Source organism: Streptomyces sp. NPDC101110 (assembly GCF_044759525.1).
Lineage (GTDB): Bacteria > Actinomycetota > Actinomycetes > Streptomycetales > Streptomycetaceae > Streptomyces.
The window spans coordinates 38,597-61,005 of the sequence record NZ_JBIVZM010000016.1 but is presented as its reverse complement, the minus strand read 5'-3'; the positions used below and the strand labels follow the sequence as shown (position 1 = coordinate 61,005).

Annotated in this window: 17 protein-coding genes; 4 read left to right on the top strand and 13 right to left on the bottom strand. The window is 70.8% G+C overall.

Annotation, left to right across the window (positions count from 1 at the left end; all coding sequences use genetic code 11):
* Positions 1-3: 3 nt before the first annotated feature.
* The 7 genes from ACIQU3_RS31230 to ACIQU3_RS31200 all read right to left on the bottom strand — a co-directional run bounded on the left by ACIQU3_RS31230 (position 4) and on the right by ACIQU3_RS31200 (position 11,321).
* The gene (locus ACIQU3_RS31230) at positions 4-852 is read right to left on the bottom strand and encodes a S1 family peptidase (RefSeq protein ID WP_403928961.1); all 849 of its coding nucleotides are present in this window, start codon (positions 850-852) and stop codon (positions 4-6) included.
* A 136-nt stretch (positions 853-988) separates the two neighbouring features.
* A complete protein-coding gene (locus tag ACIQU3_RS31225; RefSeq protein WP_403928958.1) occupies positions 989-2,530 on the bottom strand; it encodes an RNA polymerase sigma factor in 1,542 nt (513 codons plus the stop codon).
* A gap of 426 nt (positions 2,531-2,956) precedes the next feature.
* The gene (locus ACIQU3_RS31220; protein WP_403738919.1) at positions 2,957-3,844 is read right to left on the bottom strand and encodes a FadR/GntR family transcriptional regulator; all 888 of its coding nucleotides are present in this window, start codon (positions 3,842-3,844) and stop codon (positions 2,957-2,959) included.
* Between the two features lie 161 nt (positions 3,845-4,005).
* Complete coding sequence (locus ACIQU3_RS31215; RefSeq protein ID WP_403928956.1) at positions 4,006-6,072, bottom strand: ATP-binding cassette domain-containing protein; 2,067 nt, start codon at positions 6,070-6,072, stop codon at positions 4,006-4,008.
* Positions 6,073-6,218: 146 nt separating this feature from the next.
* The gene (locus ACIQU3_RS31210) at positions 6,219-6,977 is read right to left on the bottom strand and encodes an NUDIX domain-containing protein (RefSeq protein WP_403738913.1); all 759 of its coding nucleotides are present in this window, start codon (positions 6,975-6,977) and stop codon (positions 6,219-6,221) included.
* 130 nt (positions 6,978-7,107) lie between these two features.
* Positions 7,108-9,027, bottom strand: coding sequence for a glycogen debranching N-terminal domain-containing protein (locus tag ACIQU3_RS31205; RefSeq protein WP_403928953.1), 1,920 nt, complete (start codon positions 9,025-9,027; stop codon positions 7,108-7,110).
* A gap of 629 nt (positions 9,028-9,656) precedes the next feature.
* Positions 9,657-11,321, bottom strand: a complete 1,665-nt coding sequence (locus ACIQU3_RS31200; RefSeq protein ID WP_403928950.1) for a DUF4192 family protein — start codon at positions 11,319-11,321, stop codon at positions 9,657-9,659.
* 141 nt (positions 11,322-11,462) lie between these two features.
* Between ACIQU3_RS31200 and ACIQU3_RS31195 the strand changes: the two genes are divergently transcribed.
* Both ACIQU3_RS31195 and ACIQU3_RS31190 read left to right on the top strand, forming a co-directional pair.
* Complete coding sequence (locus tag ACIQU3_RS31195; protein ID WP_403928947.1) at positions 11,463-13,628, top strand: RecQ family ATP-dependent DNA helicase; 2,166 nt, start codon at positions 11,463-11,465, stop codon at positions 13,626-13,628.
* A gap of 308 nt (positions 13,629-13,936) precedes the next feature.
* Positions 13,937-14,548, top strand: coding sequence for a hypothetical protein (locus ACIQU3_RS31190; RefSeq protein ID WP_403928944.1), 612 nt, complete (start codon positions 13,937-13,939; stop codon positions 14,546-14,548).
* 287 nt (positions 14,549-14,835) lie between these two features.
* On the opposite strand, the gene ACIQU3_RS31185 is transcribed toward ACIQU3_RS31190, so the two are convergent.
* The 3 genes from ACIQU3_RS31185 to ACIQU3_RS31175 form a co-directional block, all read right to left on the bottom strand.
* Positions 14,836-15,465 (bottom strand): hypothetical protein, encoded by a 630-nt coding sequence (locus ACIQU3_RS31185; protein WP_403738894.1) that lies wholly within the window; start codon positions 15,463-15,465, stop codon positions 14,836-14,838.
* 68 nt (positions 15,466-15,533) lie between these two features.
* Entirely contained in the window at positions 15,534-16,235 is a 702-nt protein-coding gene (locus ACIQU3_RS31180) for a ribonuclease HII (RefSeq protein WP_403738891.1), read from the bottom strand.
* A 240-nt stretch (positions 16,236-16,475) separates the two neighbouring features.
* A complete protein-coding gene (locus tag ACIQU3_RS31175; protein WP_403928941.1) occupies positions 16,476-17,096 on the bottom strand; it encodes a TetR/AcrR family transcriptional regulator in 621 nt (206 codons plus the stop codon).
* 188 nt (positions 17,097-17,284) lie between these two features.
* Here ACIQU3_RS31175 and ACIQU3_RS31170 point away from each other — a divergent pair, with 188 nt between their 5' ends.
* On the top strand, positions 17,285-18,832 hold the full coding sequence (locus ACIQU3_RS31170; RefSeq protein ID WP_403928938.1) for an MFS transporter: 1,548 nt from the start codon (positions 17,285-17,287) through the stop codon (positions 18,830-18,832).
* A gap of 399 nt (positions 18,833-19,231) precedes the next feature.
* Here the strand turns inward: ACIQU3_RS31170 and ACIQU3_RS31165 are convergent, their stop codons facing one another.
* The 3 genes from ACIQU3_RS31165 to ACIQU3_RS31155 all read right to left on the bottom strand — a co-directional run bounded on the left by ACIQU3_RS31165 (position 19,232) and on the right by ACIQU3_RS31155 (position 21,665).
* Positions 19,232-20,137 (bottom strand): ADP-ribosylglycohydrolase family protein, encoded by a 906-nt coding sequence (locus ACIQU3_RS31165; RefSeq protein WP_403738881.1) that lies wholly within the window; start codon positions 20,135-20,137, stop codon positions 19,232-19,234.
* Positions 20,138-20,149: 12 nt separating this feature from the next.
* Entirely contained in the window at positions 20,150-20,809 is a 660-nt protein-coding gene (locus tag ACIQU3_RS31160) for a histidine phosphatase family protein (RefSeq protein WP_403738878.1), read from the bottom strand.
* 250 nt (positions 20,810-21,059) lie between these two features.
* A complete protein-coding gene (locus tag ACIQU3_RS31155) occupies positions 21,060-21,665 on the bottom strand; it encodes a YdbC family protein (protein ID WP_403738875.1) in 606 nt (201 codons plus the stop codon).
* Positions 21,666-21,820: 155 nt separating this feature from the next.
* Between ACIQU3_RS31155 and ACIQU3_RS31150 the strand changes: the two genes are divergently transcribed.
* The gene (locus tag ACIQU3_RS31150; protein ID WP_403738872.1) at positions 21,821-22,354 is read left to right on the top strand and encodes a TerD family protein; all 534 of its coding nucleotides are present in this window, start codon (positions 21,821-21,823) and stop codon (positions 22,352-22,354) included.
* Positions 22,355-22,409: the final 55 nt, after the last annotated feature.

The following is a 22,409-nucleotide window of genomic DNA, read 5'->3' as shown; positions in this document are numbered from 1 at the left end:
GCCTCACAGGCCCGCGGACGGCGCCCGTCTCCAGCCGAGTGTCCGCATGATGTCGGACACCCTCATGTACACGCCAGGGTTGCCGGCCTCACCACAGCCGATCCCCCAGGACACGAGTCCGATCAGGCGTCCCTGGGCCACCAGTGGACCCCCACTGTCGCCCTGGCAGGCGTCCCGGCCTCCCTCGACCTCACCGGCGCAGAGCATGCTCGTGGCGTCGTAGGTGCCTTCCGCTCCGCCCGGATACGCCTCTTCGCACAGCGCATCGGGAAGCACACGCACACGCGCCGCCCGCAGACTGTCCGGGTACTCCCCGGCCCCCGAGATGTCACCCCACCCGTACACCGTCGCGGTCTGACCCGCGGTGTATGCCGGATCGCCGCCGGCCGCCATGGTGATCGACTCACCTTGCAGAGGTTCGGCGAGAGTGAGCACAGCGAAGTCCCCGGCATTGCTGATCCCGTCGTAGGCGGGGTTCACCCAGGTACGGCGCACGTCGATCTCCTGGCCGTCGTGGTCCGCGAGCAGGTCCGTGCGTCCGGCTATGACCTTGAGGTCCTGCACTCGCTCCGGCGGCCCGCCCAGGACGTTCTCGTCCAGGCAGTGGGCCGCGGTGAGCACGGTCGTGCGGCCTACCGCCACACCTCCGCAGAACTGACCCGCGCGCGTACCCCCGAACCGGTCACGGCTGGACAGGGCGACCGTCCACGGGCTCTGGGACACCTCGACGGGAAAGCCGCCTATGACCACGCTGTCGGCGGCCACAGGAGCACTGGAGCCCATGACCAGGGCGGGTACCGCGGCTGTCAGGGCCAAGGGCCAGGACAGAGCTCGTGCCAGACGGCGACGCATACGCACTCCTCACTCCGTGGTGTCCGTGGGAAACCCAGAGTGATCCACCGCGCGGGACCCCGCACCCGCGGCGGCGCTGCACCGCGAAGGCCCGGTCCCGTTCGGGAACCGGGCCTTGCGTGCCGTGCGACCTGACTCAGTCGAGGTAGTCGCGCAGCACCTGCGAACGGGACGGGTGGCGCAGCTTCGACATGGTCTTGGACTCGATCTGGCGGATCCGCTCACGCGTGACGCCGTAGACCTTGCCGATCTCGTCGAGGGTCTTCGGCTGACCGTCGGTGAGGCCGAAGCGCATGGAAACCACGCCCGCCTCGCGCTCGGACAGGGTGTCGAGGACGGAGTGCAGCTGCTCCTGGAGGAGCGTGAAGCTGACGGCGTCGGCCGGGACGACCGCCTCGGAGTCCTCGATGAGGTCACCGAACTCGCTGTCGCCGTCCTCGCCCAGCGGGGTGTGCAGCGAGATCGGCTCGCGGCCGTACTTCTGGACCTCGATGACCTTCTCCGGGGTCATGTCGAGCTCCTTGGCCAGCTCCTCCGGGGTGGGCTCGCGGCCCAGATCCTGGAGCATCTGGCGCTGCACGCGCGCGAGCTTGTTGATGACCTCGACCATGTGCACCGGGATACGGATGGTGCGGGCCTGGTCGGCCATGGCGCGGGTGATCGCCTGACGGATCCACCAGGTGGCGTACGTGGAGAACTTGTAGCCCTTGGTGTAGTCGAACTTCTCGACCGCGCGGATCAGACCGAGGTTGCCTTCCTGGATGAGGTCCAGGAAGAGCATGCCGCGGCCGGTGTAGCGCTTCGCCAGGGAGACCACCAGACGGAGGTTGGCCTCCAGGAGGTGGTTCTTGGCGCGGCGGCCGTCCTCGGCGATGATCTCCAGCTCGCGCTTGAGCTTGGGGGCGAGCTTGTCGGCGTTGGCCAGCTTGTCCTCGGCGAACAGACCGGCCTCGATGCGCTTGGCGAGTTCGACCTCCTGCTCGGCGTTGAGCAGGGGGACCTTACCGATCTGCTTGAGGTAGTCCTTGACCGGGTCGGCGGTGGCGCCGGCGGCGGCGACCTGCTGGGCGGGCGCGTCGTCCTCGTCCTCGTCGGAAAGCACGAAGCCGGCGTTCTCGGTGGTGCCCTCGGGCTCCTCACCGGGCTTGCCGGGGGCTGCCTCCTCGAGCACTTCCTCCTCGAGGATCTCGGCGTCGTCCTTCTTGGCGCTGGTCTTCTTGGCCGCCGTCTTCTTGGCGACGGTCTTCTTCGCGGCCGCCTTCTTGGCGGTCGTCTTCTTGGCAGCCGCCTTCTTGGCGGGCGCCTCCTCCTCGACGGCGGGCTCGGCGGCGGGCGCCGCCGACGTGGCGGTGGCGGTGGCCTTCCGGGTGGTCACCGCCTTGGCCGCGACCGTCTTGGTGGCGGTGCGCTTGGCGGGACTCTTCGCTGCGACGCTCTTTCGGGTGCGCTTGGGCTCTGCGGCACTGACCATCAGCGTCACACCCTCTTCCTCGAGGATCTGGTTGAGGCTGCGCAGTACGTTCTTCCACTGAGTGGCCGGAATCTGGTCAGCTTCGAAGGCCCGACGCACGTCATCGCCGGCGATCTGCCCCTCAGCCTTTCCCCGCTCAATGAGCGCCATGACAGAGACGGACTCGGCGATCTCCGGCGGGAGCGTACGGGATGTGCTGGCCGACACGAACAACCTCTCGGAACGTTGGAATACGGCTTCCGGCCCCGTCCAACGTGGACAGGAGCCGACCGCCGGCTTGGGGATGGGCCGACGGCGCGGGCGGGGGCCGGGAAGATGCACAGCGCCCTGAACGGCGTCCGTATTCCCTCCGCGGCAGTCACCTCTTAGGTCATCGCGTTCTTCCCGCTAGCGTTACGCCCAATCCGCGTGGCCCGAGTCACACCCCGTAAGCGAACAAAAACGGTCAGACGCTGACGTAAGGGGTCATATTTCGTGCGGGCCCGTCCGCCCCGCGGGACATCGGTCCCTTCGCGCCGTCGGACCCCGTGGGATCACCAGAATCCCACGGGGTCCGACGGGAGGCGGATCACCGGTCAGGCGCTGCCACAGGAGGGGGGTGGCACACCCGGCCGCGCCGCCCGCGGAACGCGGTCAGTGCTCGCGTGGGGCGGGCACGACCCGTTCCACCTCAGGGTGGACCGTGAGGAGTTGCCGCATGGCCGCCTCGGCCGCCGCCCCGTCACCGGCGGCGAGGGCGTCACAGATACGGCCGTGGTGCGCCAGGGCCGCCTCGTTCGGCCGGTCACAGCCCGTGACCGGTCCGCCCGACACCTGGAGGGCCGCGGACACGATCCCGGACAGGTGCTCCAGCATGCGGTTGCCCGCGACCTGGATGAGCAGCGAGTGGAACTCGGAGTCGGCACGGGAGAACGTGAGCGCGTCACCCTGAGCCATCGCGTGCCCCATGATCTCGACCATGTCCGTCAGGCGCTGCTGTACGTCCTCGCGCCCGTGCCCGGCGGCGAGGCGGGCCGCCAGCGGCTCGATCGTCCATCGCAGCTCGCTCAGCTCACGGCGCTGGTCGTCGCGCTGGGGCCCGAAGGCCCGCCACTCGATGATGTCCGGGTCGAGGAGGTTCCAGTCACTGACGGGGCGCACGCGCGTGCCGACGTTCGGGCGGGCGCTCACCAGGCCCTTGGCCTCCAGCACGCGGAGCGACTCGCGGACGACGGTGCGGGAGACCTCGAATCGCTGACCGATCTCCTCGGGCACCAGCGGGCGGTCGGCCCCCAGGTCCCCGGAGACGATCATCTGCCCCAGCTGTTGAACGAGCTGGCCGTGCAGCCCGCGCCCGCGGCTTCCCGCGGCGCGACGGCCCACGCGGCCCAGCTCGGGCTCCCCGCCGTCCCAGGCGGGAATCCCGACACGGTCGACGGCGGGCGCCTCGGCGTACGGGTAGCGGTCGAGTTCGCCCGGGCTCGCGAGGCCGGAGTCAGCGGAGCGGGCGGCGGTCATCATGGTGTGCGCAAGGGTACTCACGCATCATTTGTCGGCGCCGTCTCCAACTCCCTTGAGGTCTTTGGTGAAAAGCACACGAAAGGGTGATCGCTCACCCCGTCGCAATTGACGCCTTATCGGAAAGAAATGGGCGTTCTGCGGGGAGTTGTGGGCATGGCCGGACCAAGGGTCACGGACAGTCGTCACCGGAGTCTGCTGCGCAGGGCGGTGAGCACATACGCGCAGAGCAGTGCGGTCAGCGACAACGTCAGTGCGCCGCCCACGGGTTGGGAAATCAGCTTGAGTGCGGCCTCCAGGTAGCGCTCTCCCCCGAAGGGCCACCGCGGCAGGAGAGTCTCGCGCAACCGCACGGGGAGTCCGGCCGCGGTTCGCACGGACGGACCGTTCACGAGCTTGTGCACGACCGGTACGACGAGGATGGGAACGGCGGCCACGGCGGCGAGCCCGGCCGTGGTGGACCGGAAGACACCGGCGGCGAGCACGCCGGCCCAGGCGCAGCCGACCACGAGCCCGATCCAACTCGCACTCAAGGAGAGCCAGTCGACGGGAACCTGAGCGAGCTCCCGTCCGTAGACGAGATAGAGCACCTCGGCGTCGCAGCCGACGGCGAGGACGGCCAGCAGCAGCGCGGCGGTCGAGGAGACAAGCAGTTTGGCGGCCAGCAGCCCCAGCCGACGGGGCACGGTGCCGCGGTCCGCGGCCAGGGCGGGGTGGCGGAACTCGTCACCGAAGGCGAGCGCGCCGAGCAGGCCCGCGCCGAGCGCGGCGGGAGGAAGGGGCAGCTCCTGCGGCCAGGCGGCCAGCAGGCGCGGTTGTGGCGTGTGCCCGATCCGGGCGAGCACGACGGCGGTCACGGCGGACACGACGAGCACGCCTGCGCCGATGAGGAATCCGGTGCTGATCCCGGTGGCACGGCGGATCTCGTAACGGAGGGGGCGGAGCGGGCTCGGGGCGGAGCGGACCGAGATGGGGGGCGGCAGCGTGGGCAGCTCGTCGAGCGTGTGAGCGGTACGGGCCTTGGTCCAGTGCGGCAACATCGGCAAAGACGGCCCCGCTCCTGGCGCCGAACCATCGCCCGTTCCGTTGGCTGAGGAGGCGTCCGGGCACTCGCGCGGCTCGGCTTCGGGCAGCTGCGGCTGCCCGAAGGAAAGCGACGGCCCGATCGCGGCCGGCTCTTCTGCGTCCGACACGGATCCCGGCCCGCACGCCGTGCGCGGCTCGGGCGAGATGACCGCACCGACCTCGGAGCAGGACGAAGGCTCAGGGGCGTGCGCCGGTGCATCCGCATCGGCAGAGGACGCCGCTTCAAGCCCGGGACGCGGCGCAGCCGCAGGGGCCGTGGAATCCACGCCATGAGCGCGACCCTCCGCACCGGTCCCCATGTCACCGATCTCGTCAGCGAGTTGGTGAACGACGATGCCGTTGCGAAAGGCGATCTCGCCGATGTCGGCGCAGGTACCGCCGTACACCGAAAGGCGGTTGCCACCCTCTCGGACGACTTCGACGGAGCGCTGTGAGGTGCGGGCCTGCTTGGCCAGGAGAACCGCCAGACGGGCCGCGTGCGGACTGCGTACCGCGACCCGGGGGCGCAGGCGGGTGCGTGCGAACTCCGCGGCATCCTGGTCGGCCACGAGCCTGCCCCGTTCCAGGGTGACGACGTGGTCGGCGGTTCGGGCGGCCCCCTTGGGGTCGGACGTGGTGAACAGGACCGTGCCGCCCTGGCCGGCGTGGGCCCGCAACATGCCGTGCAGCCAGGTGCTCTCGCGGGGGGAGAGCCCGTTGTGCGGGTCGTCGAGGATGAGGGTGTGCGGGTCGGCCAAGAGGACGCAGGCGAGACCCAGGCGCCGGTCCATGCCGCGGGAGAGGGTATTGAGACGCTCCTCGCGCAGGCTCACGAGCCCGACCGCCTCGAGGACTTCGTCGGCACGACGAACCGGAACTCCCGCGGCTGCGCACAGCATGCGCAGATGACCTCCCACCGTGCGGGCGGGATGCCCGGGCACATCACCCAGCAGCGCGCCGACCTCACGCGAGGGATGAGTGATGCGGTGCAGCGGACGACCCCGGAAGTGAGTGATGCCGCGGCCCTGTTGCAGTTCGAGCATCAGTCTGAGGACCGTCGTCTTGCCGGCTCCCGGCGCTCCGAGCAGCGCGGTGATGCGTCCAGCCCGTGCCTCGAAGGAGACGTCGTCGACTGCGGGTGGAAGCTCTTTGCGGGAGCTGCTGGTCAATCCGAAGGCCTGGATCACCCACAGCAAGATAGCGCGCTATGTCCGGTTTGTTAGGCATCCCAGGTCGTTGCCGGGGTCCGCCCAGGGACAGGACCGGCGCTCGTGACCGGACTGCGGGCGGGTCGAGTTCCTTCCCACGGCCCCAGCCGCACCCCGACGGTCACTCACACTTCGGGGCGCAGCATCGGAGGGTTGAGCAGGGTCGCGCCACCGGCACGGAAGAGCTGGGCGGGACGCCCTCCCTGGCGGGTTGTCGTCCCACCGGTGGGCACGAGGAAGCCCGGCGTGCCCGTGACCTTGCGGTGGAAGTTGCGCGGGTCGAGCGCTACGCCCCACACCGCCTCATAGACACGGCGAAGCTCCCCGACAGTGAACTCGGGCGGGCAGAAGGCGGTGGCCAGAGACGAGTACTCGATCTTGGAACGGGCGCGTTCCACTCCGTCCGCCAGGATCTGCGCGTGGTCGAAGGCGAGTGGCGCGACCGGCTCTGCATCACGCCCGTAACCGCCCTGCAGCAGCAGCTCCTCGACCGGGGCCCAGCGCGCGTTGCTGGCGTCTCCGCCTGCCCTGGGCGCGGGCAGGTCCGGGGCGAGAGCGAGGTGGGCGACGCTCACGACCCGCATCCTGGGGTCCCGCTTGGGATCCCCGTAGGTGGCGAGCTGTTCCAGGTGTGCGCCGTTGTCCTGGGCCGGGGCGGACGGATCGTGGACCCGCAGCCCTGTCTCCTCGGCCAGCTCGCGCGCCGCGGCCTGCGCCAGGTCTTCGTCCGCCCTCACGAAACCCCCGGGCAGTGCCCAGCGCCCCTGGAACGGCGGTTCGCCCCTGCGTACCGCCAGCGCACAGAGGGCATGGCGGCGCACGGTCAGCACGACCAGGTCCACGGTGACGGCGAAGGGCGGAAACGCTGACGGGTCGTAGGGCATGCGGCGATCATAGTCGTCTGCTTGACGATAAACACTCCCTTCACCGGTCCGTCCGTCTAGTGATCCACTTCGGTCCGGTTATGGACTCCGCCGCCTGCCAAACGGCCCCGAAACGGCCCGTCGCCGCACGTCACACGCCCAGTTGCAGCCCGTCGGCCGCCTCCTCGACCACGGCGAGGCCCAGTCGGCCGACCCGTACCGAGAACGGGGCACCCGCCACCCGCAGTCCCATGAGACCGATCTCCCCGAGGGGCGCGCTGCGCACGGGGCGCAGGGTGACCGTCCCGGCCGGGACATCGGGACGGATGCCGGCGAGGGTGGTCAGCAACAGGACCCCCGCAGCCGCCGCTGTGGCCGCGGGACGACAGGCCGCCGGATGCGGGAGCGGAGCACTCCCTTCCGTCCGCTGTTCCCCCGCGTACATCTCGGGCAGCCGGTGGGCGAAGGTCTCGGCCGCCGCGAGGACCCCGCGCAGCAGAGAGCCGGCTTCCCTCTCATGACCCGCGGCGGCCAGACCGGCGACGGCCAGGGCTGTCTCCTGGGTCCGTACTGCTCCCGCGCGGTGGCCGAACGGGTTGAACCCCGCCTCCTTCGCGCCCAGTCCCCGCAGCCCCCACCCCGAGTCCATGGCCGGGCTGCCCAGCAGCCGGGCGAGGTGCTCGGTCCGAACCTTGTCGAGCAGGCCGGGCGCCCACTCGCCCCCACCCAGCAGGCCCGTGTCGAGGAGGTGCACGGCGGCCGCTCCGAGATGCGGCACCGGACTGCCGTCCGGCGCACATGCCGCCGCGGGCCGGCCGCCCCCACGGTCCGCGACCCAGAAGTGCGTGCGGAATGCGGTCCGTAAGGTCTGCGCCCACTCCCGAAGGGCCGCTCCCCCTTCTCTGCCACAGGCTTCGAGCAGGTCGGCTCCCAGCAGCGCGGCACGGTGGGCGTGGGCCTGCGTCTCGCAGCGGACGGGTCCGCCGGGGTCCGGGTCATGCAGATAGGTTCCGTCGCCCACGGTGGTGCGCAACCAGGCCAGGCAGCGCTCGGCGGTGGGCAGGAGCTCTTCCGTCTCCTCGTCGGGGAGCCCCCAACGTCGCGCCTCGGCGAGCAGGACGGGGAAGAGCAGCGTGGCCTCCGTGCCGGTGCACAGTGGCGGCAGGTGCGGCCCGGCGTCTCGTCTGGGGCCGGGGATCATTCCGGACTGCCTTCCCGAACCGGGGAGTTGGGTCCGGGCGAGGATCCGCAGCGTTCCCGCGGCAAGGCCGGTGCCCAGCGGCAGCGCCATCCGGGCGGCGACGAGCGCGTCGGCGGGAGCCATGCCGCAGCGCCAGGGCGCTCCGGCCGCGAGGTGGGTGTCGGCGGGGTTCGCGGAATCGCGCAGGAGGAGGGCCTGGAGGTCCTCGATGCTCGTCCGCAGCAGGGCAGGGACTCTCGGGTCGTCCCCCTCCGCACGCGCGACGGCCAGTGGGCTGGTCGCCGTGCGTCCCACGGCTCGGAGCGGGCCCGCCCCCGCCGGCCGCACCCGTAGTTCGATGGTTCTGCTGCCACCGGGCGGCAGATCGAGTTCCCATCGCAGCAGCCCGGCTGAGGCCAGGGAGTCCGAGGGGGGCGGTTCGGCCGTGACGGAGGCGTTGCCGGTGGAGCAGGACCAGCGCAGGCCGGAGCCGTGAACGCTTGCGGGGAGGTCGGGTCCTGCGTGGCCGGAGGCGATCGCTCCGAGGTCGGCCAGGTCAGTGCCCAGGACGATCTCGACCGGCAGCTTCAGGGGGCGGGGAGCCGCACTGAGCAGGGTGATCCGCTCAGTGCCATCGGCGAAGCGGTTGCGCTCCACCATCACGTCGGGGTCCGGCCCCGTCTGTGGTGACGTGCGGAGAGTGCCCACGAACCGGGCACGGTCGGCCGAGACCATGCGGGCTTGAACCGCGAGGGGCTCTCGTCCGGCGACGCGGATCTCGCACCTTGAGAGCACGCGACGGCCGGCCCGGTAGAAACCCTCCAGTCCGTGTCCGGTCATCTGCCCCTCCTCGGTCGAGATGACGAGGCCGGGGAGGGCGACACAGAGCATCGCGGTGTGGACGGATGGGAGGTCGGCGGACCAGCGCAGTCCGGGGATCGTGGCGCCCCGGGGCGGGGGTACGGACGAGCGGCCCGTGGATGACGGTGCCCGCCCTTGAGTGAAGGACGGCGAGGGCGGGCCACACCCCGGGCCCGCACCTGAGCGGCGGTTCTGAGCCGGCCCTCGGGGAGACGGCAGGCCTGAACTCGACGACGAGGGCGGGCGCGAGCCGGTGCCGGTGGGGGCAGTGAGGGACGCGGGCGCGTACGGCGTGCTGCCGGGGAATCTCGGCCCGAAGCCGTCGAGACGTGCCACCGGCTGGGCAGGCACACCCTGGCCTCCTACACGTGATACCCGGGCCCCGGGCGGGCCGACCCCCGGCCCGAGGGGCAGCGGAGGCTCACCCTGCGGGCGGCGGTCGTCGGCGGCAGGCGGAGTCGGCTGTTGCATGAAGAGGCTTCCTCTGCGCTCGGTGCGCCAAGATCGGGTGCTGCCCTGGTGCCGGAGGGCTCCGCGGGGCAGAGGCAGTGCGGCCGGACGGCCCGTCCAGCCGTACCGCCACTCGAGTGAACGCCGCGAGCGGCTTCCGGGTCACGCCCGCGCCCCCGGCTTGTGCACCTGGGGCCGCCCGGCCGAGCTCACTCCTCACCGCTCGCGGGTTGACCGGGCTGCAAGCCGCCGTCGCCGCGGTCCGTGCTGGGGGTGGCTGCTTTCTTCGACGTTCGCGAACGCGTCCCGCCCGTTCGTCCGCTGCCCGGCCGCGCGGTACCGGCCGATGACGCACGGCCCGGGCGCAGACCGGTTTCGGGAGCGCCCGTAGGGCTTGCGGTGCCTGTGGGGCGGGTGGTGCCCGCAGGGCGGGTGGCCCCGGCAGAGCAGGTGGTGCCGGCAGGGCGGGTGGTGCCCGCAGGGCCGCGGGAGCGACGGCGACGGCGGGGCAACGCGGCCGCCGCCGACGGCGAGGGTGTGCCCTGCGACTCGGTCTCGGGCGCCACCGCTGCCGACGAGGTGACACCCCCGCCCACCGCTGCCGGCGAGGTGACGCCCCTGCCCCCTGACTGCTCAGCGCGAAGGCACCGGCGGATCGTCTCCGGATCGAAGCCTTCGTTGCAGGCCTGGTGCAGAAGGCGGGCGAAGAGATAATCGGGGTCGGCTCCCAGGGCCATGGCTAGGGCCTCTCGGGCTTCCAGTTCGTCGCCGGTGGACCAGGCGACCCAGCCGGCGAGGGTGAGCGGAGCCGCGGCATGTTCGCCGTAGGGCCCGACGCAGCGGCGGGCCAGGGTCCGCCAGAGGCGAAGGGCTCGTCCGGCTTCCTCACCCTCCATCCATGCGGCCGCGCGGTCGCGGGTCGCGCGGTCCTGCAGACCGAGGATCAGCCGGGCGGCCTCGTCGCACCCGAGCAGTTCGTCGTCACGGAGATCGGCCAGGAGCACACCGGAGACCGGCTGGACCTCGGCGAAGCGGTCCAGGATCCTTCCGGCCAGCTCCATCGTCTCGTCGGCCACGGCGGCGCGGCCTGTGTCGTCCAGGATCTTCGGCACCAGCGCCATGCTGGCAGTGTCCAGGGCGGCCTCCTGTTCGAGGGCAGCCGCGTTCTCCCAGGGGAGCAAGCGAGCCCTGAGCTCCCGAAGCGTGCCGCGCACCTGGATACCGGCGTAGGTGGCCGCCGCCGCCAGCACAGAGGTTCCGGGCAGGCCCATGGGGGCTCCCTCGGGGGAGCAACAGACCTGGTTGTCGCAGCAGTACGACCAGTAGCGGCCATCCGAGATGCACAGTGCCTCGACGACCACCACGTCAAGGGAACCGCACTCGACGCGCAGCCTTTGGGCTAGGGGCCTCAGCCGCTCCATCACCTGTCGGCCGGTCTGTCCCTTTTCCGGCTCCTGGCACAGGAAGGCGACCATCGATTCCGGCCGCGCCCCTCGGCGTTCGCTGCCCGTCACGAGGCCGTGGGACAGTTGCCGGGCTGCTGAGGGCCAGTCGTCCGCGCTCGCCGGGATGCCGAGCCGGGCCCGGCCCCCGAAGCGTCCGCGTCCGTCGCTTTCGTGGAGAGCGACCAGGACGATGCTGTCCTCGGGGCGGTATCCGAGCAGGTAGGGCAGGGCATCGGCCAGCTCGGCCGGCGTGCGCAGGGTGACCTGGTGCGCGCCGCCGTGGCTGTCGTACGGCGGGCCGGAGGTGTGCAGCCCGGCCGGGTCGCTCCCTTTGTTCTTCTGTTCATCGGGCTGGTGCCCGCTCTGCGTCTCGGGGCCGGTGATGTCGCTGTTCTCAGAGGATCCGGTCGCTTCGCTGTGGTTCGTCATGCGAAGACGATCTCGCGGAATGCGAACCTCCACTTAAGCCTGTGGATAAGTTCGGTCAGGAACACGTCACCCGCGGCCACCGCGTCCACAGGTCCCGCCGCGCGGCTCCGGATGTCAGTGCCGTCCTGTTGTATGGAACGCATGGAGCACACGAGCAACGCGGAACTCCGGGCGGCGGCCGACGCGGTCCTCACCCGACTCGTCGGGGACGTCTCGGGAGAGGCACGGCTGCGCGAGGACCAGTGGCTGGCGATCGAGGCGCTGGTCGCCGACAGACGCCGCGCCCTTGTCGTCCAGCGCACGGGCTGGGGCAAGTCCGCCGTGTACTTCGTGGCAACCTCGCTGCTGCGGGCACGGGGCAGCGGCCCCACCGTGATCGTGTCCCCGCTGCTCGCGCTCATGCGGAACCAGGTCGAGGCCGCGGCTCGGGCCGGCATCCATGCCCGGACGATCAACTCCTCCAACACCGAGGAGTGGGACGCCGTCCAGGACGAGATCGCCGCGGGCGACGTCGACGTCCTGCTGGTCAGCCCTGAACGGCTCAACAACCCGGACTTCCGGGACCAAGTGCTCCCCCGGCTCTCGGCCGCCACCGGGCTCCTGGTCGTGGACGAGGCCCATTGCATCTCCGACTGGGGCCACGACTTCCGGCCGGACTACCGCAGGCTGCGCACCATGCTCGCCGATCTCCCCCCCGGTGTGCCGGTGCTCGCCACCACCGCCACGGCCAACGCGCGCGTGACCGCCGATGTCGCGGAGCAGCTCGGCACCGGCGGCAGCTCGGACGCCCTCGTGCTCCGGGGACCGCTGGACCGTGACAGCCTGAGCCTGAGCGTGCTGCGCCTGCCCGACGCCGCCCACCGGATGGCCTGGCTCGCCGAGCACCTCGACGAACTGCCGGGGTCCGGAATCATCTACACCCTCACCGTGGCCGCCGCCGAAGAGGTCACCGCCTTCCTCCGGCAGCGCGGCCACACGGTCTCGTCGTACACGGGCAAGACGGAGAACGCCGACCGCCAGCAGGCCGAAGAGGATCTGCTCGGCAACAAGGTGAAAGCGCTGGTCGCCACCTCGGCGCTCGGCATGGGCTTCGACAAGCCCGACCTCGGCTTCGTGGTGCACCTGGGCTCGCCCTCCTCCCCCATCGCCTACTACCAGCAGGTCGGCCGCGCGGGACGCGGTGTGGAGCATGCCGAGGTGCTCCTGCTCCCGGGCAAGGAGGACGAGGCGATCTGGAAGTACTTCGCGTCGCTCGCCTTTCCCCCGGAAGAGCTGGTGCGCCGCACGCTCGACCTGCTCGCGCACGCGGAGAAGCCGTTGTCGCTTCCTGCCCTGGAGCCCTTGGTGGAACTGCGTCGCTCGCGCCTCGAGACCATGCTCAAGGTCCTCGATGTGGACGGGGCGGTCAAGCGGGTCAAGGGCGGCTGGATCGCCACCGGTCAGCAGTGGGCGTACGACGCCGAGCGGTACGCGTGGGTGGCGCGGCAGCGCGAGGCCGAGCAGCAGGCCATGCGCGCCTACGCGTCGACGACGGACTGCCGTATGGAGTTCCTGCAGCGCCAGCTGGACGACGAGGCGGCCAAGCCGTGCGGGCGCTGTGACAACTGCGCCGGCGCGCGCTTCACGGCCGACATGTCCGAGGAGGCGCTCGACGCCGCACGCGTGGACCTGGGCCGGGCAGGCGTCGAAGTGGAGCCCAGGCGCATGTGGCCCACCGGGCTCCCGGCGATCGGAGTGGATCTCAAGGGACGCATCCCCGTGGGCGAACAGGCCGCGTCAGGACGCGCGTTGGGACGCCTGTCGGACATCGGGTGGGGCAATCGGCTACGGCCCATGTTCGCGCCCCAGACGCCCGACCACCCCGTGCCCGACGACGTGGCCAGGGCAGTGGTGGACGTACTGGCCGACTGGGCCAAGGGCCCCGACGGCTGGGCGGCAGGCGCACCGGAAGGCCGATTGCGCCCGGCCGGCGTCGTCACCGTCGCCTCACGCGCGCGGCCTCAGCTGATCAACTCCCTGGCGGCGCACATCGCCGAGGTCGGCCGGCTGCCGCTGCTGGGCGCCGTCGAGTACACCGGCGATGCCCACCCGGGTTCCCGGAGCAACAGCGCACAGCGGCTGAAGGCGCTCGACGGGGCGCTGACCGTGCCGCCCGCCCTGGCGTCCGCTCTCGCCGGGGCCCAGGGCCCGGTCCTCTTGGTGGACGACTACACGGAGACCGGCTGGACCTTGGCCGTTGCGGCCCGCATGCTCCGTCGCTCCGGCGCACAGGGGGTGTTGCCACTGGTGCTGGCCGTGCAAGGCTGACGGCGGACCCGGCCTCGGGGCGGTTGCCCGGCACACCCTGGACGCGGCACCCTTCCGAGGCGTACGCACGTGTCGTGCTCGAACGCCCCGTGGGTGGTCCGGTGACACACGCCGTGAGGATATTAGCCGCGCATCATCTGATAACGGTCGGCTGCCTCAATTGCTCGTTGCCGCATTCAAGTTCGACAGGAAGAATTGAGGTCCGCTCCCGCACGGCTCGTCCGCCGCTCCGGCAGGGCTTTGCCGCGGTGCGCGCTCCCAGAATCCGACCCCGCCCGCAGTGTGGGCGCGTAGCCGAAGGGAGGACCGTGACCTTCGGATTCGCTCCGGCCTCGGCAGCGGCGTCGACGTCCGTCGCTGCCGCCAACCGCCTGCTCGAACCCGCGGAATGGGCCGCCGCCGGGATCCCACTCCTGCGCAATCCCCGCGAGATCGTCAGCGGACTGCACTCTCGCCACCACCCGCAGCCGACGACCGCTGTGGTCGCCGTGCTCGACCCGGACGAGCGGCTGCGGGCGAGCGCGTCGTTCGTGCGCCGTCCGGCCCCGGCGGACGGCTGGATGCTCCGCAACGCGCTGCTCGCGCAACTGCGCCGGGTGATCCCGCACGACCTGCGCCGCCGCACGCCGGTGCGCACCGCTGTACTGCTCTACTGCCGCGAGGGCGACGCGCGTTGGACGGAGGAGGACGGTGCATGGATGTGGGGTCTGCGCGACGCGTGCACCTTGCACGGGCTGCGCTGCGGGGCGTACATCACGCTGACCCGTGACGGCTGGCAGGTTCTCGGCGAGGGCCGCGGCGGACGCCGCCCCCACTCGGCCTCGGCGCCGGAGCCGTTCGCCACGTCGGAGGCACCACCCCCCATGCCGCGCACCGGGGGCGCCTCCGAGGTTTTGCGCCGCGCGGCGGCGGCACGCTGAGTCCCGGACAGGCCGCTCGGTGCGGCCCCCCGGGACCGATCTTTCGTTGACGCACGGCACCCATGATTCCCACGGGGGCGGAAGGAACGAGCTCTCCGAGCGCCGCTCCATCCGAGCCACATGCACGGCGGCCCGCCGCGGGGCAAAGGACACCCCTGCGCCGGGCGAGGCCGTCACCCGGGCACGGCATCTCGCACTGAGGGCACGGGGAGCCGCCCGCCATGAAGCGCCGCCGCAGCGGCGCTGGGAGTCACCCCCGGCGCTCCGGCGGGCGCCACGGCTTCGGCTCAGACGCCCGCGCCCAGCACCGAGTTGATGCGCTGCGGGTCGCCGCAGACGATCAGCAGGGCGCCGGCCCGGGTGTGGGCCAGGGACAGGGCGCTCACAGCCGCGGTCTCGGGACCACCGTTGACGGCGACCACGACCACCGGACGGGACGCGGCGCGGGCCGCGATGGTGGCGTCGGTGTAGAAGACGTCGTCGGCCGCGTCGTGCTGGGCCCAGTAGGAGGTTTCACCGAAGGACAGCTCGTGGGCGGCCCACGGGTGCTGCTCCCCGGTGGTGAGTACCAGGATGTCGCCGGGAGCACGACCGGAGTCCAGCAGCAGGTCCACGGCCTCCTCGGCGGCGTCGAGCGCCCCCTCGGCGGAAGCCGGGATCAGCTGGATCTGCGGGGTGGCCGGAGCGGCGGCACCGGCGGCAGGGCCCGACGGAGCGGGCTTGGCGGCCACCTCGCGCGGCGTGCGTTGCACCGGCGGTGCCGGCCGGAGAGGGCCGGGGCGACCGGGACGCGACGGAGCCGCGGGACGGGGGCCGGGTACGGGACGGGGGGTCGGCGCGGTACGGCCACTGGCCGGAGTGGCGCGGGGACCCTGGGCACTCTCGTGAATCTGAGGCTCCTCGGGAATGAGAGGCATGAGTTGATATTTATCAAACGCTAGTACGGCCCGCGTCGGCGGGTGGCGCGCGTGCGCGAACGAAACCGTCAGAAATCGAAGCCGAGCTGCCCCTCGATCTCCGGAACACTTCCGTCCGCCCAACTGCGGACCTTCTTGAGGTGCCGCCACTGGGGCAACGCATCAAGATACGCCCACGACAACCGGTGGTAGGGGGTGGGGCCCCGCTCCGCCAGTGCGGCCTTGTGCACAGGTGATGGATACCCGGCGTTGTCCGCAAAACCGAAGTCTGCATGGTCGATACCCAGTTCGGCCATCATTTTGTCGCGCTGGACCTTGGCGATCACCGAGGCCGCCGCGACCGCCACGCAGGACTGGTCACCCTTGATCACCGTTCGGACCCGCCAGGGGGTGCCGAGGTAGTCGTGCTTGCCGTCGAGGATGACCGCTTCGGGACGTACCGGCAGAGCGTCCAGCGCACGCACCGCCGCGAGCCGCAGTGCGGCTGTCATACCCAGCGCGTCTATCTCCTCCGGTGAGGCGTGCCCCAGGGCGTACGACGTCACCCAGCTCCGCAGTTCCTCGGCGAGGGCCGTGCGTCGCTTGATGGTGAGCAGCTTGGAGTCCGTGAGCCCCTCGGGCGGACGGCGCAGTCCGGTGATCGCCGCGCAGACGGTGACGGGACCGGCCCACGCGCCGCGCCCCACCTCGTCGACACCTGCAACGATCTTCGCTCCGGTCGTGGCTCGAAGGGAGCGCTCGACGGTGTGAGTAGGTGGTTCGTACGGCATGGCGCACCTAGATTACGCCGCCCTGAAGCGTCCGCGACACCCCGGTCCGCGACAGCCGACACACCTCCCTCACGAGCCCCCGCCGGGCGCCTGTCGACACGAAGGAACCGCGTCGTCCATCAGCAGATCTGCGGGCCCTACGAGGGGAGCCCCGTGCGTCGCCCGAGGGACGTTTGGCGCGCCTCTCAAGGGGATCGTGCTGACTGTTCGGCGGGAGCCTCAGCCGTCACGTCCGCGGTGTCAGGAACCGTGCGGTCGCAGCAGCGGAACCATCAACTGGTCGATCATCTCCTCGACTTCACGATCCTTCCATTCACAGCCGCACATCTTGGAGCGGTACATCATCATCGCCGGTATGGCGTCGTAGACATAGCCGTTCGCAGCTTCCGGGCGTACCTCACCTCGCTGGACACCTCGGTCGACAACCTCCCGCAACATCCTCATCGTGGGTTCCACGACCCCCGCGAAGATCACGGCATGGAAGCGTTCGGCCTGCGCCGTGTCGCACTCGTGAATCACCGAGCGAAGCGCGGAACCCGGGCGGGAGAACATCGCGTCGCGGGCTCGGAGGCAGAGCGCCAAGAGGTCGTCTCGCACGCTCCCTTCATCCGGGGTGGCGTCGAACTCCGGCAGTCCGGCACGCAAGGCGTCGGCGACGAGATCCTCCTTGGACGGCCAACGCCGGTAGACCGCGGCCTTGCCGGTCTGGGCGCCGGCTGCGACGCCCTCCATCGTCAGACCGTTCCAGCCGACGGTGCTGAGCTGATCGAGGGCGGCTTCGAGGATCGCGCGTTCGAGCACCGCGCCGCGGCGACGGGCGGCCGTCCGAGCGGGAGCATCCGCCCAGCTGGGGGTAACCATCTGACTCTCTCCAACGAGCAGAGTAAGCGGGCATTTCGGGGATGGGAGACGCGCCGGACGGCCACACGAGGGGGACGTACCGAACGACGACGTCGTAAGTGAACGCTTGCGTTCACTGTCGGAGGCTCACTACCGTGGACGCGGCAGTGAACGCCAGCGTTCACTAACGCACTCGTGGGGGACCCATAGTGACAACCTCTCCATTGCTCCAAGATCACAAGCCAGGCGCGGCACGCCGGGAGGGACGCCCCGGCATCGCGCTCACCGTCATCGCGGCCTGCCAACTCATGGTGGTACTCGACGCGACGATTGTGAACATCGCACTCCCGCACATTCAAGAAGCGCTCGAGTTCAGCACCACCGACCTCACCTGGGTCGTCAGCTCCTACACGCTCACCTTCGGTGGCCTGCTGCTCCTCGGCGGGCGCGCAGGAGACATCCTCGGACGGCGCCGGGTCTTCATGACCGGCATCCTGTTGTTCACCTTCGCCTCGCTGCTCGGTGGGCTGGCCCAGGAGCCCTGGCAGTTGCTGGCCGCCCGGGTCTTGCAGGGCGTGGGAGGCGCGATCGCCTCGCCCACCTCGCTGGCGCTCATCACCACCACGTTCCCCGAGGGGCCTGAGCGCAACCGGGCCTTCGGCGTCTTCGCCGCGGTCTCCGCGGGCGGCGGCGCCATCGGCCTGCTCGCGGGCGGCATGCTCACCGAGTGGCTCGACTGGCGCTGGGTGCTCTTCGTGAACGTGCCGATCGGCGTGCTGATAGCCGTGCTCACCCCGCTGTACATCAGTGAGTCCGAGCGGCACACCGGCCGCTTCGACATCGCGGGTGCGGTGACCTCGACCGCGGGCATGGCGTCGCTCGTGTACGGCTTCATCCGCGCTGCGGACGAGGGGTGGCGGGACAGCCTCACCATCGGGTCCTTCGCCGCCGCCGTGGTGCTGCTGCTGGCCTTCGCGATCATCGAGTCCCGGGCCAAGGAACCGATCACCCCGCTGCGGATGTTCGCCGACCGCAACCGCTCGGGCACTTACGTGATCATGCTGAGCCTGGCCGCGGCGATGTTCGGCATGTTCTTCTACATCGTGCTGTTCGTGCAGAACGTGCTCGGTTACACCCCCATCGAGGCAGGGCTCGCCTTCCTGCCCGTGACGGTCGTGATCGCACTCGGCGCCGGTCTGTCGCAGCGGTTCCTGCCCGTGTTGGGCCCCAAGCCCTTCATGCTCGTGGGCTCCGCGCTCGCCATGACCGGACTGGCCTGGCAGGCGCTCATCAGCTCCGACAGCTCGTACGTCGGCGGGATCCTCGGCCCGATGCTGGTGTTCGGCTTCGGCATGGGGCTGAACTTCGTGACGCTCACCCTCACCGCCGTCTCCGGGGTCGCCCCGCACGAGGCGGGTGCGGCATCCGGGCTGCTCAACACGACGCAGCAGGTGGGCGGGTCGCTCGGTCTGTCCATCCTGACGACGGTCTTCGGCACGGCGACCAAGGACGAGGCGGAGAAGCAGCTTCCGAAGTTCATGGCCGACGGATCCGCGGAGCAGAAGGCCGAGTTCGCCAGAACGCAGCAGCTGCCCGCCCCGTGGGGACACGAAGTGCTGGCCCAGGGAATCTCGACGGCCTTCATCCCGGCCGCCGCGATGGCCCTCCTCGCGCTGGCGACGGCCTGGCTGGTGATCCGGGTCCGCAAGAGCGATCTGGAGGCACTGTCCGGCTCGGCCGGACCAGGGCTCGGCTGACCCCCGGGCGCCACGAACCGGCTTCGACGGCACGTCGACGGGCACGACACAGGCTCGTCGGCGGCCGTCGCGCCGGTCCACGACCGCTGGCGGACGGCCGCGCCCCATGCAGGGAACGAGAGGCCTCACGCGGGGAACCAGGGACGTGGTGAACAGCGGCCCCGGCCGCGCGGGTCCGGCACGGGACACGACAGCGCCCCACCAGCGGATGAGAACGGCGAAGAGAGCCTCCATGGCACCCCCCTCCTGCACGCTCACACGGATGTCCGGCGCATGCGCACCTCAATAGTTCGCACCGCGGTTACCAGCACAACGAGCGACTGATTACGGAGAGTTCCCAACGCCTACGAAGAGTTCCCTACGTGTACGGAGAGTTTCGGCGGGCGGAATCCCCGGCCTTCAGACGGACGTGGGCACCCAGCCAGGAAGAGGCTCGGTCCGCTCGACCCAGTCGGCCGGCGGGGCCCCCGCCTTCCCCGCGGCGATCACGCCGCCGACGATGGCGCACGTGGTGTCGACGTCCCCGCCCACCTGGGCCGTCGTCCAGAACGCCTGCTCGTAGTCGCCGAGGCTCCTGGCGGCCGACCAGAGGGCGAAGGGCACGGTGTCGTGAGCGGTCGTACGCCGCCCACACCCCAGCACCGCCGCGACCGTGCCCGGGTCGCCGTAGTCGAGCATGTCCCGGGCTCGGCGCAGTCCCGCACCCACGGCGCTCTTCGGCACCAGGTCGATGACCCCGTCGAGGAGTGCTTCGGCACTGGGCGGTCCGTCGGGAGCTCCGGCGAACGCGGCCGCTGCGGCGACGGCCATGGCCCCGACAACCGCCTCACGGTGCTGATGAGTGGTGTAGGCCGAGATCTCCGCCTGATGCGTCGCCTGCTCCGGATCGCCGGCGTACCAGGCGCCCAGCGGGGCGATCCGCATCGCCGCGCCGTTGCCCCAGGATCCCTGTCCCTTGAAGAGCGCGGCGGCGAGCTCCCGCCAGTCGCCGCCCTCCCGGACGAGACGCAAGAGGCGATTGACTGCGGGGCCGTAGCCCCGGTCGAAGTCGTGGTGCTCGGCGAAGGAGAGGGCCAGGGCGTCCTGGTCGATGCGGTGGTGGGCGGCCAGGACGGCGACGACCGAGCCGGCCATCTCCGTGTCGTCCGTCCACTGCCAGATCCCGGACGGCACCTCGCGGCGCTTCAGCAACGGATAGTTGACGGGCACGAAGTACTGGGAGCCCAGAGCGTCCCCCACGGACAGTCCGCGCAGACAGGCCAGGGCGCGGTCCAGGCGCGCGTCGGGGGAGGAATCAGCGGTCATCGCCCTGCCACTCTATCCGGTGATCTCGTACGGCTCGGGTTCTCGCCAGCGGTCGAAGGGCCGGTCGAGCGTGTACTTGCCGTCGTCCCCCAGAACGAGCATGCGCACCTCGCCGTTCCCCGGGTTCGACAGCGACTCGAACTCCGCCACCGTCCAGTGGAACCACCGCATGCAGAACAGCCGCATGGCCAGTCCGTGGGTGACGATCAGGACGTTCGGCGGGTGGTCCGGGTCCTCGAAGCTGCGGAAGAGACTCTCCAGGAAGCCTCCGACCCGGTCGTAGACGTCGGCGCCGGACTCACCCTGGGCGAAACGGTAGAAGAAGTGGCCGTAGGCGTCCCGATAGGCCTTCTGGAGGCGGACCTCGTCCCGGTCCTGCCAGTTGCCCCAGTCCTGCTCACGCAGCCTGGGCTCCTCGCGCACCCGTATCCGACCGGCGTCCAGGTGGAACGCGCGCAGGGTCTCGTGCGTTCGGCGGTACGGGGAGACGTAGACGCTGACGCGCTCGTCGCCGAACAGCTCGCGCAGCTCCTCCCCCGTCGCCTCCGCCTGCCGTCGGCCGCGCACGGTCAGCGCCAGGGCGTGGTCGGGTTCGCGCTCGTAGACGGAGTCATCAACATTGCCCGTTGACTCGCCGTGCCGGACAAGGACGATGCGCCGTGGTCGTGCCATGCCAAGACCCTAGATCGGGTGAGGGCCCGGGGAGCACTCCCACCGCCCCCATAGAGCGTAGGTCACACCAATCTTGCACCACAGATCACTCTGATCGCACGTTTGTCCGGTCGGAACGGCTCCGTCCGGCCTTCTCGGCCTCCCCGCCGGAGGTCATTGCTCGTCCTCACACCATCCAGTTCGCACCATGCCGATCGCACTCGCCGGATCGCCCAGTGCAGGTTCCACTCCCCAGACCGCCCCGAACAGATCACACCGTCCAGCTCGACTCCATGTCCACGACGTCCCCGGTGAGCGCCGCCACGTCCGCCTCCGTCTGGGCCCTCAGGGCGAGCCGCTCCACACGCTCCGTGCGGTACTTGCCGTGCTCGGCGGCCGAGCGCCACATCGACAGCACGAGGAACTCGTTCCCCGGTGCCTCGCCGAACAGCCCGCGGACCATGCCGGGCGAGCCGGCCATCGCCGGGTTCCAGACCTTCTCCTGCATCAGCACGAAGTGCTCGGCCCGCTCCTCGTGGACACGGCAGAGCGCGACTCTGAGCAGGTCGGCGTCCGTGAATCGCGGTTCGAAACCGGTCTTCACATCGAAGCGGTAGTCGAACAGCCTGACCTGGACGTCCTTGAACGTGCCCGCCTGGGCCGATGCGAGCCGGTCATGGGACCGCGCCATGAAGGAGTCGTAGAAGGCGCGACTCTCCCAGAACGCGAAAATGTGTGCCACGTCCGGTCGCCCCCGGCTCCAGCCACCCCCCTGCCCGCGAAACCCCGGCTCCCCCAGAAGCCCCGCCCACTTCCGCTGCCCCCGCTCGAAACCGCGGCGGTCCACCACGGTGCAGCGAATCCACTTGACCAGCACCGCGCCATGGTAAGGCCACCGGGCGTGGCGTCGGTCACTCCCCACTGGACCGCTCCTCCCCGCGGGCACCCGCGCGCGTGGCAGGATGGACAAACAGTCATGCCCGCCCGGCAGTTGGGGCCGGCGGACCGGTCGGTACGGGGAAGGGGACTCTGGTGGACGGGCTCAACAAGGGGCTTCGCAAGGTCGAGGTCGCGGTGCGGTGGGATCCCAGCCAGGCGGGGCAGCCGTCCACCGACCTGGACCTGATCGCCGCGACCTACCTGGCGGAGGATCCACACGGCGCCCCCGCGTACGTGGTGCACTTCGACAGCCGCTCCCCGGACGGCACCATCACGCTGAACAGGGACAGCAAGGACGGCCAGGGCTTCGGCTACGACGAAGTCATGACGCTGGAACTCGACCGCCTCGACGTGCGCTACGCGCGCGTGGTCGTCGGTGTCGTCATCCAGCAGCAGCCGGCGGAGCGCACCTTCGTCAGCGTGCGCAACCCCGGACTGCGTATCCGCGAGGGGTACACCGTCCTGGCGGAGGACGACTTCGGCGGTGTCCTGGGGGCGACGGCGGCGACCGTGGCGGAGTTCGCCCGGGAGGGCTCGGGGCCGTGGGCCTTCCACGCCGGGGTTCGTGGTTTCGAGGGTGACCCGGTGGACTTCACCAGGACGATGGGCGCCGTACGCCGTTCCTGACACACCCCGGACCAGGCGCGTACGACGAGAGGGGCACCGCCCGCGGGCGGTGCCC

Bases quoted from the DNA above. Each gene is read 5' to 3' on its own strand.
- ACIQU3_RS31230 (WP_403928961.1), bottom strand. From the start codon at position 852: ATGCGTCGCCGTCTGGCACGAGCTCTGTCCTGGCCCTTGGCCCTGACA.
- ACIQU3_RS31210 (WP_403738913.1), bottom strand. From the start codon at position 6,977: ATGCCCTACGACCCGTCAGCGTTTCCGCCCTTCGCCGTCACCGTGGAC.
- ACIQU3_RS31205 (WP_403928953.1), bottom strand. From the start codon at position 9,027: ATGCTCTGTGTCGCCCTCCCCGGCCTCGTCATCTCGACCGAGGAGGGG.
- ACIQU3_RS31200 (WP_403928950.1), bottom strand. From the start codon at position 11,321: ATGACGAACCACAGCGAAGCGACCGGATCCTCTGAGAACAGCGACATC.
- ACIQU3_RS31195 (WP_403928947.1), top strand. From the start codon at position 11,463: ATGGAGCACACGAGCAACGCGGAACTCCGGGCGGCGGCCGACGCGGTC.
- ACIQU3_RS31185 (WP_403738894.1), bottom strand. From the start codon at position 15,465: ATGCCTCTCATTCCCGAGGAGCCTCAGATTCACGAGAGTGCCCAGGGT.
- ACIQU3_RS31180 (WP_403738891.1), bottom strand. From the start codon at position 16,235: ATGCCGTACGAACCACCTACTCACACCGTCGAGCGCTCCCTTCGAGCC.
- ACIQU3_RS31175 (WP_403928941.1), bottom strand. From the start codon at position 17,096: ATGGTTACCCCCAGCTGGGCGGATGCTCCCGCTCGGACGGCCGCCCGT.
- ACIQU3_RS31165 (WP_403738881.1), bottom strand. From the start codon at position 20,137: ATGACCGCTGATTCCTCCCCCGACGCGCGCCTGGACCGCGCCCTGGCC.
- ACIQU3_RS31160 (WP_403738878.1), bottom strand. From the start codon at position 20,809: ATGGCACGACCACGGCGCATCGTCCTTGTCCGGCACGGCGAGTCAACG.